Origin of the sequence: Eubacterium sp. BL-380-WT-2B, assembly GCF_009696115.1 — a bacterium.
Taxonomy (GTDB): domain Bacteria; phylum Bacillota; class Clostridia; order Eubacteriales; family Eubacteriaceae; genus Eubacterium; species Eubacterium callanderi.
On sequence record NZ_VUMP01000003.1, the window covers coordinates 266,951 to 282,789 of the forward strand.

At 51.6% G+C, this 15,839-nt stretch carries 15 protein-coding genes; 13 read left to right on the forward strand and 2 right to left on the reverse strand.

Annotated elements, in window-relative coordinates; translation table 11 throughout:
• Positions 1-5 precede the first annotated feature (5 nt).
• Positions 6-1,415: an FAD-binding oxidoreductase gene (locus tag FYJ53_RS07360; RefSeq protein ID WP_013379905.1), complete on the forward strand. Its 1,410-nt coding sequence runs from the start codon at positions 6-8 to the stop codon at positions 1,413-1,415.
• A complete protein-coding gene (locus FYJ53_RS07365) occupies positions 1,412-2,539 on the forward strand; it encodes a hypothetical protein (protein ID WP_013379906.1) in 1,128 nt (375 codons plus the stop codon). Before FYJ53_RS07360 ends, FYJ53_RS07365 begins: the two co-directional genes overlap by 4 nt.
• Positions 2,540-2,554: 15 nt before the next feature.
• Here the strand turns inward: FYJ53_RS07365 and FYJ53_RS07370 are convergent, their stop codons facing one another.
• Together FYJ53_RS07370 and FYJ53_RS07375 are read right to left on the reverse strand one after the other, a co-directional pair.
• The gene (locus FYJ53_RS07370; protein WP_073382429.1) at positions 2,555-3,709 is read right to left on the reverse strand and encodes an FtsW/RodA/SpoVE family cell cycle protein; all 1,155 of its coding nucleotides are present in this window, start codon (positions 3,707-3,709) and stop codon (positions 2,555-2,557) included.
• A gap of 128 nt (positions 3,710-3,837) precedes the next feature.
• Entirely contained in the window at positions 3,838-5,055 is a 1,218-nt protein-coding gene (locus tag FYJ53_RS07375) for an iron-containing alcohol dehydrogenase (protein WP_013379908.1), read from the reverse strand.
• Between the two features lie 151 nt (positions 5,056-5,206).
• Here FYJ53_RS07375 and FYJ53_RS07380 point away from each other — a divergent pair, with 151 nt between their 5' ends.
• From FYJ53_RS07380 to fabD, 11 genes are all read left to right on the forward strand, one after another.
• Positions 5,207-6,013 (forward strand): amidohydrolase family protein, encoded by an 807-nt coding sequence (locus FYJ53_RS07380; RefSeq protein WP_013379909.1) that lies wholly within the window; start codon positions 5,207-5,209, stop codon positions 6,011-6,013.
• A gap of 423 nt (positions 6,014-6,436) precedes the next feature.
• Positions 6,437-7,927: a ribosomal protection-like ABC-F family protein gene (gene abc-f / locus FYJ53_RS07385; protein WP_013379910.1), complete on the forward strand. Its 1,491-nt coding sequence runs from the start codon at positions 6,437-6,439 to the stop codon at positions 7,925-7,927.
• Between the two features lie 152 nt (positions 7,928-8,079).
• On the forward strand, positions 8,080-8,301 hold the full coding sequence (locus FYJ53_RS07390; protein ID WP_013379911.1) for an acyl carrier protein: 222 nt from the start codon (positions 8,080-8,082) through the stop codon (positions 8,299-8,301).
• A gap of 45 nt (positions 8,302-8,346) precedes the next feature.
• Positions 8,347-8,796: an acetyl-CoA carboxylase biotin carboxyl carrier protein gene (accB, locus tag FYJ53_RS07395; protein ID WP_013379912.1), complete on the forward strand. Its 450-nt coding sequence runs from the start codon at positions 8,347-8,349 to the stop codon at positions 8,794-8,796.
• Entirely contained in the window at positions 8,793-10,157 is a 1,365-nt protein-coding gene (accC, locus tag FYJ53_RS07400) for an acetyl-CoA carboxylase biotin carboxylase subunit (RefSeq protein WP_013379913.1), read from the forward strand. The genes accB and accC overlap by 4 nt, the downstream gene beginning before the upstream one ends.
• Positions 10,141-11,010, forward strand: a complete 870-nt coding sequence (gene accD / locus FYJ53_RS07405; protein WP_013379914.1) for an acetyl-CoA carboxylase, carboxyltransferase subunit beta — start codon at positions 10,141-10,143, stop codon at positions 11,008-11,010. The genes accC and accD overlap by 17 nt, the downstream gene beginning before the upstream one ends.
• Entirely contained in the window at positions 11,010-11,816 is an 807-nt protein-coding gene (locus tag FYJ53_RS07410; RefSeq protein ID WP_013379915.1) for an acetyl-CoA carboxylase carboxyltransferase subunit alpha, read from the forward strand. Before accD ends, FYJ53_RS07410 begins: the two co-directional genes overlap by 1 nt.
• Positions 11,817-11,818: 2 nt before the next feature.
• On the forward strand, positions 11,819-12,757 hold the full coding sequence (locus FYJ53_RS07415; RefSeq protein WP_013379916.1) for a beta-ketoacyl-ACP synthase III: 939 nt from the start codon (positions 11,819-11,821) through the stop codon (positions 12,755-12,757).
• Between the two features lie 130 nt (positions 12,758-12,887).
• Positions 12,888-13,844 (forward strand): DUF561 domain-containing protein, encoded by a 957-nt coding sequence (locus FYJ53_RS07420; RefSeq protein ID WP_013379918.1) that lies wholly within the window; start codon positions 12,888-12,890, stop codon positions 13,842-13,844.
• Positions 13,828-14,913, forward strand: a complete 1,086-nt coding sequence (locus FYJ53_RS07425; RefSeq protein WP_013379919.1) for a nitronate monooxygenase family protein — start codon at positions 13,828-13,830, stop codon at positions 14,911-14,913. Before FYJ53_RS07420 ends, FYJ53_RS07425 begins: the two co-directional genes overlap by 17 nt.
• Entirely contained in the window at positions 14,910-15,827 is a 918-nt protein-coding gene (fabD, locus tag FYJ53_RS07430) for an ACP S-malonyltransferase (RefSeq protein ID WP_013379920.1), read from the forward strand. The genes FYJ53_RS07425 and fabD overlap by 4 nt, the downstream gene beginning before the upstream one ends.
• Positions 15,828-15,839 lie beyond the last annotated feature (12 nt).

Sequence of the window (15,839 nt, forward strand, 5' to 3'; positions counted from 1 at the left end):
ATACAATGAAAGAAAATACCCACGATTTTTTGAAAGCGGTTCAGGAAGAGCTGCCAGAGGTTACCGTGCTCCGGCGCGAGGAGGAACGCCTTATCTATGCCCATGGCTGTTATCCCAGAGAGTATAAATGGCTGCTTCAGGGGCCTTACAAGGTTCTGCCAGAAGCCATTCTCATGCCTGGAAGCACTGATGAGGTCAGCCGGATCATGGCACTCTCTCAGGAGTACAGCGTCGGTATCATTCCTTTTGGCGGCGGCTCTGGCATTGTGGGCGGCAGTATTGCTGAAAACCATGAGGTCATGCTCGATATTAAAAATTTAAAGGAATTTGAAATTAACCTTGTCAACTGCACTGCTGTGGGCGGCGCGGGCCTGACCGGGGCAGATTTTGAAAACATGCTGAACGAAGCAGGTTATACCTGCGGCCAGTACCCACAGTCTTTCCAGAGCGCCGTGCTGGGCGGCATGGTCGCCACGCGCGCCATAGGAACCTTCTCTACCAAATACGGTAAGATGGACGATATGGTTAACTCCCTTGAGGTGGTGCTGCCAAACGGACATGTGCTGAACACACACAAAACGCCGAAGGCATCAACCGGGCCAGAGCTGGACCAGCTGTTTTTGGGCAGCGAGGGTGTATACGGGATTGTCACCAAAGTGGAAATGAAAATTTATCCAGTAGCCGAAAAACGCTATTTTGAAGCCTTTACCTTTAACCGTACCGAGGACGGTCTGGAAGCCATCCGCCAGTTTGTCCAAAACAATGTCCACCCGGCAGTGGTCCGTCTTTATGATGAAGAGGAAAGTGTTCCTAAAATGGAAAAATACGGCTTTGAAAAAGGCCACGTTTTTCTGGTCATCGGCTACGAAGGTCTGGAAAAGCAGGTGGATCTGGAACGGGAATACGTTCATCATTACTGTGCCTTAAATGGCGGTGTGCCTAAGGGGCCGAAGCCGGGCTATGACTGGTTCCACTCACGTTTTTCCACGAAAAAAATGCTGGATCACGACGCTATGAAGGGCGGCACAGCCGATGCCATCGAGGTGGCGGCACCCTGGGACTGCATCGCCGATGTGTGGCGTGAAATGCGCAAAGCCCTTGAGCCCATGTGCGAAAGCGTTGACTGCCACTTTTCACATGTATACCATACTGGCGCCAGTGTTTATGTGATCTTCCACGCCCAGACCGGCGGTGACGATTACGACGGTGAAAAGCGCTATATGGAATGTCTGGACACTGCCATCCGTACCAGCCTTAAATACGGCGGCAACGTCTCACACCACCACGGCAGCGGCAAAGCCAAGGCTGAATATTTACCCCTGGAGCACGGTGAAGCAGGTATCGAGGTCATGCAGAAAATCAAGGACGCCCTTGACCCCAAGGGATTAGTAAACAAAGGAGTGCTGGGATTATGAGAGAATTTACATTAGAACATTACGAAGACAAGCTGAACCACCAGGTGATCCATATGGACCAGGCTGTGTGCTATTGTCCGGAATTCCGGGCGAGCCATATGCTCCACGACTATCCCTCCCGCAGGCTTCAGCTGGCACGGGCGGTTTTCAAAGATGAAATGGCTCCTAACGACTACATCGCGGGGCTGGTATTCCAGAGTATCCTGTCACGCCAGGGAGAGCGCTGGCAGAACTTTGGCGAAAACCCCGAGGATTTGACAGACGTCATGATCCTCAGCCGTGAGCTGATGTTAAAAAAGGGTTTTGGCACCCAAATCGCCGAATCGCTTAAAGATACCCTGAAGGCAGGCGGTGGACATATCCTGAAAACCGACGCAGAGGCACTCAGACAGTGGCAGGAGGCTGTCCCGGTGCTTGAGGGCAGCGGTAATTTTCTCTTCCTGGACGACGCCACAGCCACCATCGCCGCTGACAGCGCGTCTGGGCTGGGCCAGTGGTTTAAGGCGAGAGGCATTGCCTTTGAGCCGGAGACCGCGCCGGTTTTTGCAGGCTGGGAATACTTTGCCTACGGTATGGTGGAAGAGGGGATTAAATATCTGGAAGGCCTGATCAGCGGGCTTCAGGAAAAGGGGATAGAAGTCGTGTATACCCTTTCGGGCCAGACCACCTATCTGCTGACACAGTTTGCAGAAAAGCTGGGGATCAGCGTTCCCTTTGAGGTGGTTTACCTTCCTGACGAGCTGAAGCTGCTTAAAATCGAAGCGCCCTCTTACTTTTACGGCGGCAGCTTTAACTGTCGTTTCCTGAGAAACGGCCAGGCCCTCAATGCGCTTGCCATCAACAGCGACGAGACACCAATCGCCACCAGTATGGAATTTTTACCATTGCTGAAGGCAGATAAGCGCGTCAATGTTTTAAATATCTGGCAGAAACCCCTTGGCGCAGAATACCACCTGATCGGTTTTGACGCGGAGATGGCAGCGCTTATTCAGAAAGATGCCCTCGCAGATATTGAAAAAGCCGGAGCAGAGCAGATTGTCGTCTTTGAGCCCTATGCCTATGCGGCGTTAAAGACAGCGATGCCCGACAAGACAGTCCTTTACTACCTTGAATGTTTACAATAAAAAAGAAACAGCTTCTCAGAGTTTTTCAGAGAAGCTGTTTCTTTTTACGCTCAGAATAAAGCCCGCACAGAGAAAAGCGCCCATAAGTGAGGAGCCTCCGCTGCTGAAGAATGGGAGGGGCAGCCCGATAACCGGCATCAGTTCAAGGTTCATTCCGATATTGATCACCGCTTCAGCAAGAAAAAGGGTAAAGACGCCAACAGCGATGGTGCGTCCTCTGAAGTCATGGCTTCTTATGCCGATGGACAGGGTTTTGTACAGAATGCCTGCCAGCAACAAAATCAGGATGGCACAGCCCGCAAGACCCATGACCTCAGCCAGATGCGAAAAGATAAAATCATTATTAGCGGCGGGAATGTAGGTCGTATCGGGTTTGAAAAGGCCCAGACCAAAGAGCCCGCCTGCATTAATGGCGGCCAGCCCCTGGTTTTGCTGGTATAGAATGGACTCCAGCGTCAGGCTGTCCAGCCTTCCGGGGGCAAAAACTGCCAGTATACGTGCCCTCTGGTAACCGGCCATCAGCTGCCAGACGATCGGCACAGCTGCCAGTGCCGCAGCCGCAGTGCCGATAAAATAACGCAGCTTGTGCTTAACCGACAAAAACATGACCAGCCCCGTGACAAAAAAGATCAACGCGGTGCCATCGTCACCCTGAAGGTGAATCAGGACAACCGGAGTCAGCAGATGGGCGATCAGAGCGGCGACTGCCAGGGGGGCATCGGTATGGCGCACTGCGTACAGATGGAGAGAAAAAGTCAGGATAAAGCTTGATTTTGCCAGCTCGGTGGGCTGAAGGGCCAGGCCGAAGGGCAGGCGTATCCAGCAATAGGCGCCGGTATCGCCGGGGCTTACGCCAAAAGGGCCGGCACGCAGAAAGGTCAGCAGCACCAGCAGCCAGATCGCAGCCGTGTAGGTTATCCAGAGCGGTGTCATCCGGTGATAGTCCATACGGCTTATGATCAGGGCGCAGGAGAGACCTGCCGCCACAGCCAGCAGCTGGATCAGGGCTACACGATATTTTACAAGAAATTCCCAGAAGCCGGGAGCAGGGGCAGGGGAGACGCTGTTGCACCACGAAAGGAGCAGCGTGACAGACAGCAGTGAACAGGCTGCTATCAACAGAAGATAAAAACCATCGGTGTCTCTTAAAAATGCTTTGAGCTTAGCCATGCCGCGCCTCCTCCCTTTTATGGTCTAGTTTACGCCTGAATACTTGTAAAAAACTGTAATTTATTTAACGCTTCAGAAAAAATCAATAAAAAAGCAGGCAATTTATATGCCTGCTCATATTTGTTTCCTTACTCTGGCTGCTCAGGAGTAACCAGCTCTTCAAGCATGGCGACACATTCGTCATAATCCATGATTTTGGGGACTGGATAGGTTGGGTTGGCTTCCTTGAGCACACGCTTGGCCAGCTCAGGAATATCCTCGATGCGCAGCGCATCAATGGTTTCCGGAATCCCCATATTGGCGTTCATTTCCTTAATCCGGTCGATAAAGCGATAGGACAGAATTTCCTCGCTGTCCCAGGGTTCGCCAAGGCCGGCGCACAGGGCGAGCTCAGAAAGTTTTTTCTGGGCCGCGTCTCTGGAAAACTCCAGAATGTGCGGCAGGATAACTGCGTTGGCAAAGCCGTGTGCCACACCGTAAAAGCCGCCTAAATTGTGGGCGATGGCGTGGACATAGCCCACATAAGCCCGGGTAAAGGCAAGACCTGCGTCAAAGGAGGCGACAGACATATTCTGGCGAAGCTTCAGGTTAGAGCCGTCTTTGTAAACTGCTTCCAGATCACGCATAATGACCTCGGTAGCCGCGAGCGCTTTTTCCTTGACAAAGGGCGCGTCATAGTGGCCGATATAGGCTTCGACGGCATGTGTAAGCGCATCCATGCCGGTGCTGGCGGTGAGAGCCGGCGGCAGGCCGACCATGAGCTCAGGGTCCAGCACGGTTGCCAGCGGCACGAGCTTGGGGTCGTTGATGGCAAATTTTTCGTGATTTGAGGTATCGGTAATAACCGCACAAACAGTGGCCTCAGAGCCGGTGCCTGCCGTGGTAGGAACGGCAAAGAACGGCGGGAGGCGGTGTGTCAGCTTGAACAGGCCCTTCATTTTTGGGATCGGCTTGTCATTGGTGACCTTGGCGGCCACGATTTTAGCGCAGTCCATGGAGGAACCGCCGCCAAAGGCAATGACACCGTCACACCCTTCGGTATAGTAGGCTTCCAGCCCGTCATAAATATTTTCGAAGGTCGGGTTGGGCTGAACGCCGTCAAAGACAGAGTAGTCGATGCCTGCTTTTTTAAGGGCTTCAAGAAATCCGTCGAGCAGTCCCATCTCCATTAAAGGTTTATCAGTAATAACGAGCGCTTTGTGCACATCACAGAGCGAAATAATTTCCGGGAAACGTTTGACCATTCCAGGGCCTACCAGGCTTGGTGGAATGGGGAGCTTGAGTACATTTAATACACCTTTCATCATAATATGCGATGTCCGGTACGGAATCGTCATCAGGTTCATAAGATTCACTCCTTCACTTTGTTATAGTCTCATTTTAAACGCTAAAAGTGTGCTGGTCAAGGAGAATTAAAAAACTGTTAAAAATATTGGGATTGCGGCAAGGAAAAATCAAGGTTATAATAAGTAGAAAAGATTAACTGAGGTGAAAGTTATGTTAATAGATACACATGTCCATCTGTTTCCGGACAAGCTTTGCCCGAAAACCATTGAAAAGCTGGCAAAGACCGACCCCAACCACCATCTGACCTATTATGGCGACGGGAGCCTGGGCTGTGCGGAAAAAAATATGAAAGAATGGGGCGTTGATCTGGGCGTCATGCTGCCCATCGCTACCAATCCGCACCAGCAGAAAAGCGTCAACGATTTTGCAGCCTATGTCCAGAATCACAGCGATGCGTTTATCAGCTTTGGCACTGTCCACCCCGATGCGCCGGACTATCTCTTCGAGCTTAGCCGTATTGTGGAAATGGGATTTCACGGCATAAAGCTCCACCCCGATTACCAGGGGTTTTTCATCAATGAAAAGCGGCTGTACCCGATGTACCAGGCCATCAGCGACCGAAAGCTGCCGGTGGTCTTTCATACCGGATATGACCCCATCTCACCCGGCTGCATCCATGCCACGCCAGAGGCCGTGGTGGAAATGGCACGGCAATTTCCAGAGCTGACCATTATCGCCGCCCACACCGGCGGTCTGTACTTTGGCAATCCGCCGCAGGATATTTATCTGGATACCCCCAACGTAACCTTTGATACGGCCATTGCCTCCTATACCTTTGCCCCTGAAGCCTACAGGCGTCTGATTGACATCTACGGCGCCGAACGGTTTATCTTTGCCACTGATAACCCCTGGGGAGACGCGGCCAAGGATCTGGCATTTTTTGAGGCAGTGGGCCTGACCCGGGATGAAAGGGAGATGATCTGCCACGAAAACGCCGAAAGGCTCATTGGCATTTGACAGACCGTGTTGACAGCAGCACAGAATGCTGTTATAATAACTTCGAAATCTAAAAGAGAACAGGAGATGTGAAGATGCGTAATTTTTCTTGCTAAGTATTTTAATATGGAAGTGTACCAATCCGCTTTGCCGGGTCTTTTTGGTGTGCTTCAGCAAGAAAGATAACGATCTGATCGCTCATAAAATATAGACAGAGGAGACAGACAAATTCTGTCCGTCTCGGTATGTCAGGATACTTTCCTGATGACATCTGTGCATTTTTTGAACCGCAAGAAGGTTATGCTTTCTTGCGGTTTTTTGACGTTTCGTCCAAATTTGCCAGCGAATAAGAAGCATTGGCGGATGATCGGTATCGAAACGAACGCATGATGCAGAGAATGGTTTTCGCGGCATCATGTGATCCTTTTTATCAGGAGGTTAAGTATGTCGTTAATAAATGTATCAAATCTGACTTTTGGCTACGACGGAAGCTATGATACGATTTTTGAAAAAGTGTCCTTTCAGCTTGATACCAACTGGAAGCTGGGCTTTACCGGGCGCAACGGTAAAGGGAAGACTACTTTTTTAAAGCTTTTGATGGGCCAGTATGAATACAGCGGTACCATTGCCGCGTCGGTTGATTTTTCTTATTTTCCCTTTAAGGTTGAGCAGAGAGAGCGGAATACCATCGACGTGGTGGATTCACTAAGCGGAAATTACGCGTTTTGGGAGCTCCAGAGAGAGCTCTCCATGCTGGAGGTTGACTACGATGTCCTGTACCGGCCTTTCAGTACATTAAGTGAGGGAGAACAGACCAAGGTGCTGCTGGCGGTTCTCTTTCTGAGAGAAAACCAGTTTTTGCTCATTGATGAGCCCACTAATCATCTGGACATGGCATCCAGAGAGCTGGTGGGACAGTACCTGAACACCAAGCGCGGGTTTATCCTGGTCTCCCATGACCGCTATTTTCTGGACCAGTGCGTGGACCATATTCTGTCCATTAGCAATACGGATATTGAGGTGCAGCGGGGAAATTACACATCATGGGCGGAGAATAAAGAGCGGCAGGACCAGTATGAGCTGGGGGAAAATGAAAAGCTGAAAAAAGAAATCGCGAAAATGACCGCGGCAGCCAGACGGACCGCCGGATGGTCAGACGCTGTGGAGAAAACAAAGAAAGGCGCGAGCCGAAAGCTTGTGGCAGGTCTGAAGCCAGACCGCGGCTATGTGGGGCATAAGGCCGCAAAAATGATGAAGCGCTCGAAGGTTACAGAGGCGAGAAAGGAAAAAGCCATTGAGGAAAAGTCAAAGCTGCTGAAAAACATTGACTGGGCCGATGAGCTTGCCATCAAAACCCTGAGCTACTCTAAAAACAGGCTGATTGAAGCCAGAGGGCTTTCCATCACCTATGAGGGCACAACGGTTTTTGAGGATGTCAGCTTTGAGGTGAACCGGGGCGACCGGGTGGCCCTCAGCGGTAAAAACGGATGTGGAAAATCCAGTATCCTGAAAGCAATTCTGGGTGAGAAAATCTGCCACACAGGGGATCTCATCATTGGAACACACCTTGAATACTCTTACGTCTCCCAGAACACCTCCTTTCTGGCCGGGAGCCTGAGAAATTATATCCGTGAAAACAGCCTTGACGAGAGCCTGCTTAAGACGATTCTCAGAAAACTGGGCTTTTCCAGAGAGCAGTTTGACAAACGCCTTGAGGACTACAGCAGTGGTCAGAAAAAGAAGGTGCTGCTGGCAGCAAGCCTGTGTAAACCGGCCCACCTCTATATCTGGGACGAGCCGCTGAACTTTATTGATGTGCTGTCCCGCATACAGATCGAGCATTTGATCTGTCAGTATCAGCCGACCATGCTTTTTGTGGAGCATGATCGAATGTTTATGGAAAATGTGGCGACAAAAGTGGTGGCGCTGAGATGAAAAAGGGCGGTGCGAGATTGTTTTATCTTAAAAGTATTTAAGAAATGCGAATGAAATCGTAGCCTAAAAATATTTTAATATAAAACTATTTACAATTGAAAACATTTCGGATATACTTTTAACCTGTAAGTAATTTTAAGGAGGACGTAATTGTGTTAGAACAGGTTAAAGAAATTATTGTAGAAGCGATCAATGTAGATGAGGATTTAATTGTACCTGAAGCAAAATTGCAGGAAGACCTCGGCATTGACTCTTTATCTGCCGTTGAACTGGCCATGGAACTTGAAAACGCATTTGATATCCGTATCGAAGACGACGCATTGGCAAATTTAAAAACAGTTCAGGATATTCTGAATATCGTTGAAAATAAATAAGGGGCTGGGGAGCAAGCTCCCCGGTACCCACAGGCAGGTAAACGGATGAACATTAACGAACTTGAAAAAATAGTCCAGATCTTTGACAGCTCCGCCCTTTCAAAAATGGAGCTGCAGAGCGGGGACGTTACCATAAAATTAGAAAAAGGAACAGAGAGTGCCGTCGTGGCCGCAGTGCCGGCTGTTAAACAGACAATGGTTCCGGCGGCAGTGCCGGATGCCAGTGCGGCTGAAGTCTGCGGGGAAGCCAAAGGCCATTGGGTGAAATCGCCTTTGGTAGGTACCTTTTACCGTTCCAACATCAAAGACGGAGAACCGCTGGTAAAGGTAGGGGATACCGTCAGGAAGGGAGACCTTCTGTGCATTATTGAGGCCATGAAGATGATGAATGAAATCCGCAGCGACCGCGACGGCGTCATTACAGCCATCAATGTTGATAATGAAACCATGGTGGAATATGATGAAAAAATCATTTGTATTGGAGAGGTCCAATGATTGAACGTATTTTAATCGCCAACCGCGGAGAAATCGCCGTCCGGATTATTCGGACCTGCAAGGAAATGGGCATCGAAACGGTGGCGATTTATTCGACAGCAGACAAGGACGCGCTGCATGTACAGTACGCCACCAAGGCGGTGTGCATCGGCGGTCCGAAATCTGATGAAAGCTATCTGAATATGCAGCGTATTTTAAGCGCCGCCTGTCTCACCGGCTGCGATGCGATCCATCCGGGCTTTGGGTTTCTATCTGAAAATCCAGCCTTTGCGCGTCTGGTTGAACAATGCGGGCTTATTTTTATTGGTCCGGACGCCGATGTCATCGAGATGATGGGCAACAAGGCAAGAGCCAAGGAAACCATGATCGAGGCTGGAGTGCCTGTTATTCCCGGTTCCAGAGGTGTGGTAGAGCTGGACGAGGCCTTTCAGGTGGCCAGGGACATTGGGTTTCCAGTGCTCATTAAAGCCAGAAGCGGCGGCGGGGGTCGTGGCATGCGCATCGCAGAATCCGAGGAGGATTTTATTGACGCCTATACCACAGCCCGGGCAGAGGCGAGGACAGCCTTTGGCGACGACGGCGTCTACGTCGAAAAGGTCGTGCAGAGCGCCAAGCATATCGAGGTACAGCTTCTGGCAGACCATTACGGCAATGTCCTGCATCTTTTTGAGCGGGACTGCTCGCTTCAGCGCCGCAACCAGAAAATTGTTGAGGAAGCCCCATGCTGCTGTCTTCCAGAAAAGATACGGGAGGCTATGACCGCCGATGCGGTTAAGGCCAGCCGCTACGTGGGCTACAACAGCGTTGGAACCATTGAATTTCTGTGGGACGGCGCAGAGCGTTATTACTTTATGGAAATGAACACCCGCATACAGGTTGAGCATACCATCAGCGAAATGATCACAGGCATCGACCTGATCAAGCAGCAGATCCGCATTGCGGATAAGAAAAAGTGCAGCCTGAAACAGGAGGATATCCACTGTCTTGGCCACGCCATCGAATGCCGGATTAACGCCGAGGATGTGAGCGCGGATTTTGCCCCAAGACCAGGACATATCAGCTTTCTGAACCTTCCGGGAGGCAGAGGTGTGCGTGTCGATACAGCCATCTACAACGGCTATGATATTCCGCCCTATTACGATTCCATGATCCTAAAATGCATCACAAACGGTGAATCCCGTCTGGAGGCCATTAAGAAAATGCGGATCGCTTTGGAAGAACTGATCGTTGAGGGTGTTCCCAACAATGTGGAATTTTTATATGTGCTGATGCATGAGCCGGAATTTATCAAGGGCCGCTTTGACACCGGCTATGTCGATACCTTTGTACAGGAGCTGAAGGATAATGGAACAATCGTTTAAGGAAAGAAAAAACAAGCTGACGCTGTTCAAGACACTGCGCCACGCCATCAAGGAAAAGCAGGGCCGTGACATACCGGACAACGTGTTTATTACCTGTCCGAAATGCAAGGCAAGCACCCCCTCCGAATCGCTGATGCACGACCTGTATGTCTGCCCCGAATGCGGCTATCACTACAAGCTCAGCGCCAGAGAGAGAGTACGCCAGATCTGTGACAGAGGGAGCTTTTCAGCCATTGATAAAAATCTGGTCAACGTGGATACCGACGCCTTTCCAGGCTATACAGAGAAAATTGATTCCTGCCAGCGCCAGACGGGCATGTCTGAGGCGGTACTGACTGGCATTGGGAAAATTGGCGGCAAAAAGACAGCTGTGGCTGTCATGGACAGCCGTTTTATGATGGCCAGCATGGGCAGTGCCGTTGGCGAACGGATCACGCGTCTGATCGAGCTTGCCGCTAAAAAAAGACTCCCCCTTGTAATCTTCTGTGCCTCCGGAGGCGCGCGGATGCAGGAAGGAATCATCTCCCTTATGCAGATGGTTAAAACCAGCGCAGCCCTTGAACGCTTTTCAGAAGCCGGCGGTTTTTACCTGAGTGTTCTGACCAATCCGACCACCGGAGGCGTCAGCGCCAGCTTTGCGACGCTCGGGGATATTCTCATCGCTGAGCCGGACAGCCTTATCGGCTTTGCAGGCAAGCGTGTGATTGAGAATACCATCAAGGAGAAACTTCCGGAGAATTTCCAGAAGGCAGAGTTTTTGCTGGAAAAGGGCGCCATTGACGCCATTGTGCACCGCAGCCAGATGAAATCAACCATCGAAAAGCTGCTGGTCCTTCATGAGAGGAGAGGTTGATGACAGAAGAAAACAAAAAACGGACGGCCTGGGACAAGGTGATGATGGCCAGACGTCCGGAACGCACCCGCGCTCAGGCCTATATAGACGCCTTGTTTGACGGCTTTATGGAACTGCACGGCGACCGCCTGTATGGTGACGATCAGGCGCTTCTGGCGGGCGTTGGTTTTTTTCACGGCCAGCCGGTTACCATTCTGGCACAGAATAAAGGAACCAACCTCCAGGAGAACCTTGACCGCAACTTTGGAATGATGAACCCCGAGGGTTACCGCAAGGCGCTGCGTCTCGCGAAACAAGCCGAAAAATTCAAACGGCCGGTCATCACCTTTGTAGACACCTCCGGCGCTTACCCGGGCAGGGGAGCAGAGGAGCGGGGACAGGCCTCGGCCATTGCCGAATGTCTCAAGGTTTTTTCAGACCTCAAAGTGCCGGTGCTGTGCCTGGTTATCGGTGAGGGAGGCAGCGGCGGCGCTTTAGCCCTGAGTGTGGCAGACCGTATTTATATGATGGAACATGCTGTATACTCGGTACTGTCGCCCGAAGGCTTTGCGAGTATCCTGTGGAAGGACGATTCACGCGTGCAGGAGGCGGCTGAGGTCATGGAGCTTACCGCCCAGGATCTGCACCGCAAGGGCATTGTGGATGAAATCATCAGTGAACCGGAAGATGGTGTGGAGCAGTGCGTGGATTTCGTCGTCTCACAGATGGACGCTCTGATTGAGCGTGACCTCAGGGCGTTGGGCCGGAAAAAGACAATGGAGCTGACAGCAGAACGCTATGAGAAGTTCCGAAAAATAGGAGCGTAGCAATGGGAATACAAATATTATCAAGCGCTTTTTCCGTACCGGAAAACTGCGTGACCAATGATGATCTGGCCAAGAAGGTTGATACCAGCGACGAGTGGATCAGGAGCCGTACTGGAATCGGCGCGCGTTTTATCGCAGAGCATGAGACTACCTCGGATCTGGGATATGCAGCGGCAGCCAAAGCCATTGAGCGTGCCGGGCTGAAACCGGAGGATATTGACTGTATTGTCACTGCGACCTTTACGCCAGAAAATTTCACGCCCTCCTGCGCCTGCCTGATCCAGGAAAAGCTTGGAATAAGGGAGCTGCCGGTTATGGCGTTTGATGTCAACGCAGCCTGTTCGGGCTATCTCTACGCTATGAATGTGGCTTCAGCTTTACTGGAAACAGGACAGGCAAACCATGCCTGTGTGGTGGGGGCTGAGGTGATTTCAAATGTGCTGGACTGGGAGGACCGGAGCACCTGCGTGCTTTTCGGAGATGGCGCAGGCGCCATGGTGTTAAAGGCAGACCCGGCCAGACAGTCCTGTTTTTACGCGGCGGCCAGAGGGGATTCTTCAGGGGCGCTGGAGACAAAATCACTTCCAGTGCACCGGCCGGTAACCATGGATGGCAATGCGGTTTTTCGCTTTGCAACAAAAGCCATGTCGGAGGCAGTGGACAGGGCCTTGGAAAAATCCGGCCTCACCATCGCCGACATTGACTGGATCATCCCGCACCAGGCCAACATCCGCATCATCGACTATGTGGCTAAAAAGGCAAGGATTGACCGGAGCAAGGTTTATGTCAACATTGACCGTTACGGCAACACCTCCTCTGCCAGCATTCCCATCGCCTACGCGGAGATGGCGGAAAAGGGACTGCTGAAGCCTGGCATGAAGGTGATCATGGCTGGCTTTGGCGCAGGCTTTACCTGGGCTGGAGCGCTGATCGAAATTTAAAATTGAAAATGAAAAATTATGGGACGAATTTGCGCCGCAAATTTGATTATAATCAAATCGGCTCTGCCGATTTGTTCCTTCATTTTCCATTCATAAATCTTATGCATAAAAAGTAGCAAGGAGTATAAAATTGATCAATCAACTACTGAACATAAAGTATCCCATTATCCAGGGAGCAATGGCGAATATTGCCACACCGGAGTTTGCGGCGGTGGCCTCAAATGCCGGCTGTCTTGGTATCATCGCGAGCGGGTCCATGACGGGTGAGGAAACGCGTGCGGCAGTCCGCCGCTGCCGTGAGCTGACCGACAAGCCCTTTGGCGTCAATGTCATGCTGATGAACCCCCATTCTGATGATATCATGACGGTTTTAATTGAAGAAAAGGTTGCGGCGGTAACCACTGGCGCAGGAAATCCGGGCAAATATCTGGACGCGCTGAAGGAGGCTGGTGTTAAGGTTTTTCCAGTGGTGGCAAGCGTTGCGCTGGCCAAGCGCCTGGCACAGAATGGAGCAGACGCCATCATTGCTGAAGGAACCGAATCCGGCGGACATATAGGCGATATTACCACCATGTCCCTCGTCCCGCAGGTAGCCGCAGCAGTGGACGTACCTGTGATTGCAGCCGGCGGCATCGCTTCCGGCAGACAGCTGAACGCTGCGCTTTGCCTGGGAGCAGAGGGGATTCAGATTGGGACCTGCCTGCTTCTTGCAGAGGAGTGCCCGATCCATGAAAACTACAAAAAAGCAGTGATCAAGGCAAAGGACCGTGACACTGTCGTGACAGGCAGAAGCCTGAATGCGCCGGTGCGCGTTCTGAAAAACGCCATGACAACAGAGTACCTGAAAATCGAGCGCGAGGGGATTGAGCGGGAAGAAATGGAGCGCCTGACGCTGGGCTCCCTGAGAAAAGCGGTTGTGGAGGGCGATGTAAAAAACGGCTCTTTGATGATGGGCCAGGTTGCAGCCATGTGTAAGGAAGTCAAGCCTTTCTCACAGATTATCGACACCCTTTTGGCGGAAGCGGCAGAAGATAAGAAGGCCTTTGAGAAAAAAAGTCAGGAACTGATCTATGGTAAAGAGTGTTAAGATTAAAGATAAGATGCTGGAGATTCCCATTATTCAGGGCGGCATGGGCGTTGGCGTCTCCCTCGCGAATCTGGCGGGCAATGTGATGAAAAACGGCGGCATGGGTGTTTTATCCATGGCCCATCCCGGCTATCGTGAGCCCGATTTTTTGGCGGACAACCTGGCTGCCAATATCCGCGGCTTTGCGGGAGAAGTAAAAAAAGCGCGTGAGACCGCAGGCGGCAGAGGACTTTTGGGTGTTAATATCATGGCGGCCCTCAAAAATTTTGAGGCCTATGTGCGGGCTGCGGCAGACGCCGCTGTGGACGCCATCATCGTTGGGGCAGGGCTGCCTTTGGAGCTTCCTAAATATGTGGAGGATGACCGCATCGCCATTGCGCCCATTGTGTCCAGCGGCCGGGCAGCCAAGCTCATTTTAAGAGCCTGGGATAAGCACTACGGGCGGACCGCAGATTTTATTGTCATTGAAGGGCCCCTGGCAGGCGGCCACCTTGGATTTAAGGAAGCCGACTTGCTTGAAGGCAAATGCCCGTCCCTTGAGGAGATTCTCGCGGATGTTAAAAAGGAAACCGCCGGCTTTGAAGAAAAGTTTGGGCGGAAGATTCCTGTCTTTGCAGCAGGCGGTGTCTACGACGGAGCGGATATTGCCCGTTTTCTGAAGCTGGGCGCAGACGGCGTACAGATGGCTACCCGGTTTATCGGAACCTATGAATGTGACGGCGCGGAGGCCTACAAGGCTGTGCTGTTGAACGCAGAGGAAGAGGACATCGAAATTGTCAAAAGCCCGGTCGGCTTTCCGGGGAGAGCTGTGAAAACAGATTTGATTGAGCGGCTGTCCCGCGAGGGCCGTATTCCACCGGACAAATGTGTGGACTGTCTGAAGCCCTGCGATCCGGCAAAGGCGCCCTACTGTATTCAGAGCGCGCTGATAGCTGCTGTTGAGGGGAATGCGGACAAGGGCCTGTTTTTCTGCGGAACCAACGCGTACCGTATGAAGGCGCTGACCAGTGTCAGAGAGATCATGGAGAGCTGTGTGGATGAAGCCAGCAGACTGATGGAGGAAATATGAAAACTGCATTTTTATTTGCCGGACAGGGTGCCCAGAAGGCAGGCATGGGAAAGGATTTTTACGATGCTTTTCCAGAGGTCCGGGATTTTTATACAGATAATGATTTGGATTTTGATTTGGCCAGGTGCTGCTTTGAAGGGCCGGAGGACAGGATCAATGATACCGCTTATGCCCAGAGCTGTCTGCTGATCACATCCTATGTGATGGCGCGCTGCCTTAAAAGGGAGGGCGTTATCCCGGATATTACCGCAGGGCTGAGCCTTGGCGAGTACACAGCCCTGACCTACGGCGGGGCGTTTACGCTGAAGGACGCTTTGAAGGTTGTACGCAAAAGAGGCCAGCTCATGGCCCACGCGCTGCCAAAGGGCACCGGTATGATGGCGGCAGTGCTGGGAGCTGACGCCGAGACCATCCGGCAGGCCTGCACAGATGCCTCTGATTTAGGCGTCTGCGAGGTGGCGAACTATAACTGTCCGGGACAGATCGTGATCAGCGGTGAAACCCTGGCAGTAGAAAAGGCCAGGGCACTGCTCCTTGAACGCGGTGTGCGGCGTGTCATGCCGCTTAATGTCAGCGGCGCTTTTCATTCCTCATTACTTTTGGAGGCTTCAAAGGAGCTCTCCGATTTACTGGATACGGTTGAGATCAAAACGCCGTCGATCCCGGTGGTTTCCAACGTGAGCGGCGATGTTGAGACAAGGCCTGTGAAAGCTGTACTGGTACAGCAGATCCATTCCTCGGTTTATTTTGAAAAGGGCATCCGCCGCATGATTGACATGGGCGTCGATACCTTTATCGAGGTGGGTCCGGGCAAGGCATGCAGCGGTTTTGTCAAGAAAACTGACCGGTCTGTAAAAGTGATGAACGTGGAAAATATGGAGACTTTTGAAGCGGTGTGTAAAGCGCTTCGTTAAATCAGGAGATAG

Bases quoted from the DNA above. Each gene is read 5' to 3' on its own strand.
- FYJ53_RS07360 (WP_013379905.1), top strand. From the start codon at position 6: ATGAAAGAAAATACCCACGATTTTTTGAAAGCGGTTCAGGAAGAGCTG.
- FYJ53_RS07365 (WP_013379906.1), top strand. From the start codon at position 1,412: ATGAGAGAATTTACATTAGAACATTACGAAGACAAGCTGAACCACCAG.
- FYJ53_RS07370 (WP_073382429.1), bottom strand. From the start codon at position 3,709: ATGGCTAAGCTCAAAGCATTTTTAAGAGACACCGATGGTTTTTATCTT.
- FYJ53_RS07375 (WP_013379908.1), bottom strand. From the start codon at position 5,055: ATGAACCTGATGACGATTCCGTACCGGACATCGCATATTATGATGAAA.
- FYJ53_RS07380 (WP_013379909.1), top strand. From the start codon at position 5,207: ATGTTAATAGATACACATGTCCATCTGTTTCCGGACAAGCTTTGCCCG.
- abc-f (WP_013379910.1), top strand. From the start codon at position 6,437: ATGTCGTTAATAAATGTATCAAATCTGACTTTTGGCTACGACGGAAGC.
- accB (WP_013379912.1), top strand. From the start codon at position 8,347: ATGAACATTAACGAACTTGAAAAAATAGTCCAGATCTTTGACAGCTCC.
- accC (WP_013379913.1), top strand. From the start codon at position 8,793: ATGATTGAACGTATTTTAATCGCCAACCGCGGAGAAATCGCCGTCCGG.
- accD (WP_013379914.1), top strand. From the start codon at position 10,141: ATGGAACAATCGTTTAAGGAAAGAAAAAACAAGCTGACGCTGTTCAAG.
- FYJ53_RS07410 (WP_013379915.1), top strand. From the start codon at position 11,010: ATGACAGAAGAAAACAAAAAACGGACGGCCTGGGACAAGGTGATGATG.
- FYJ53_RS07415 (WP_013379916.1), top strand. From the start codon at position 11,819: ATGGGAATACAAATATTATCAAGCGCTTTTTCCGTACCGGAAAACTGC.
- FYJ53_RS07425 (WP_013379919.1), top strand. From the start codon at position 13,828: ATGGTAAAGAGTGTTAAGATTAAAGATAAGATGCTGGAGATTCCCATT.
- fabD (WP_013379920.1), top strand. From the start codon at position 14,910: ATGAAAACTGCATTTTTATTTGCCGGACAGGGTGCCCAGAAGGCAGGC.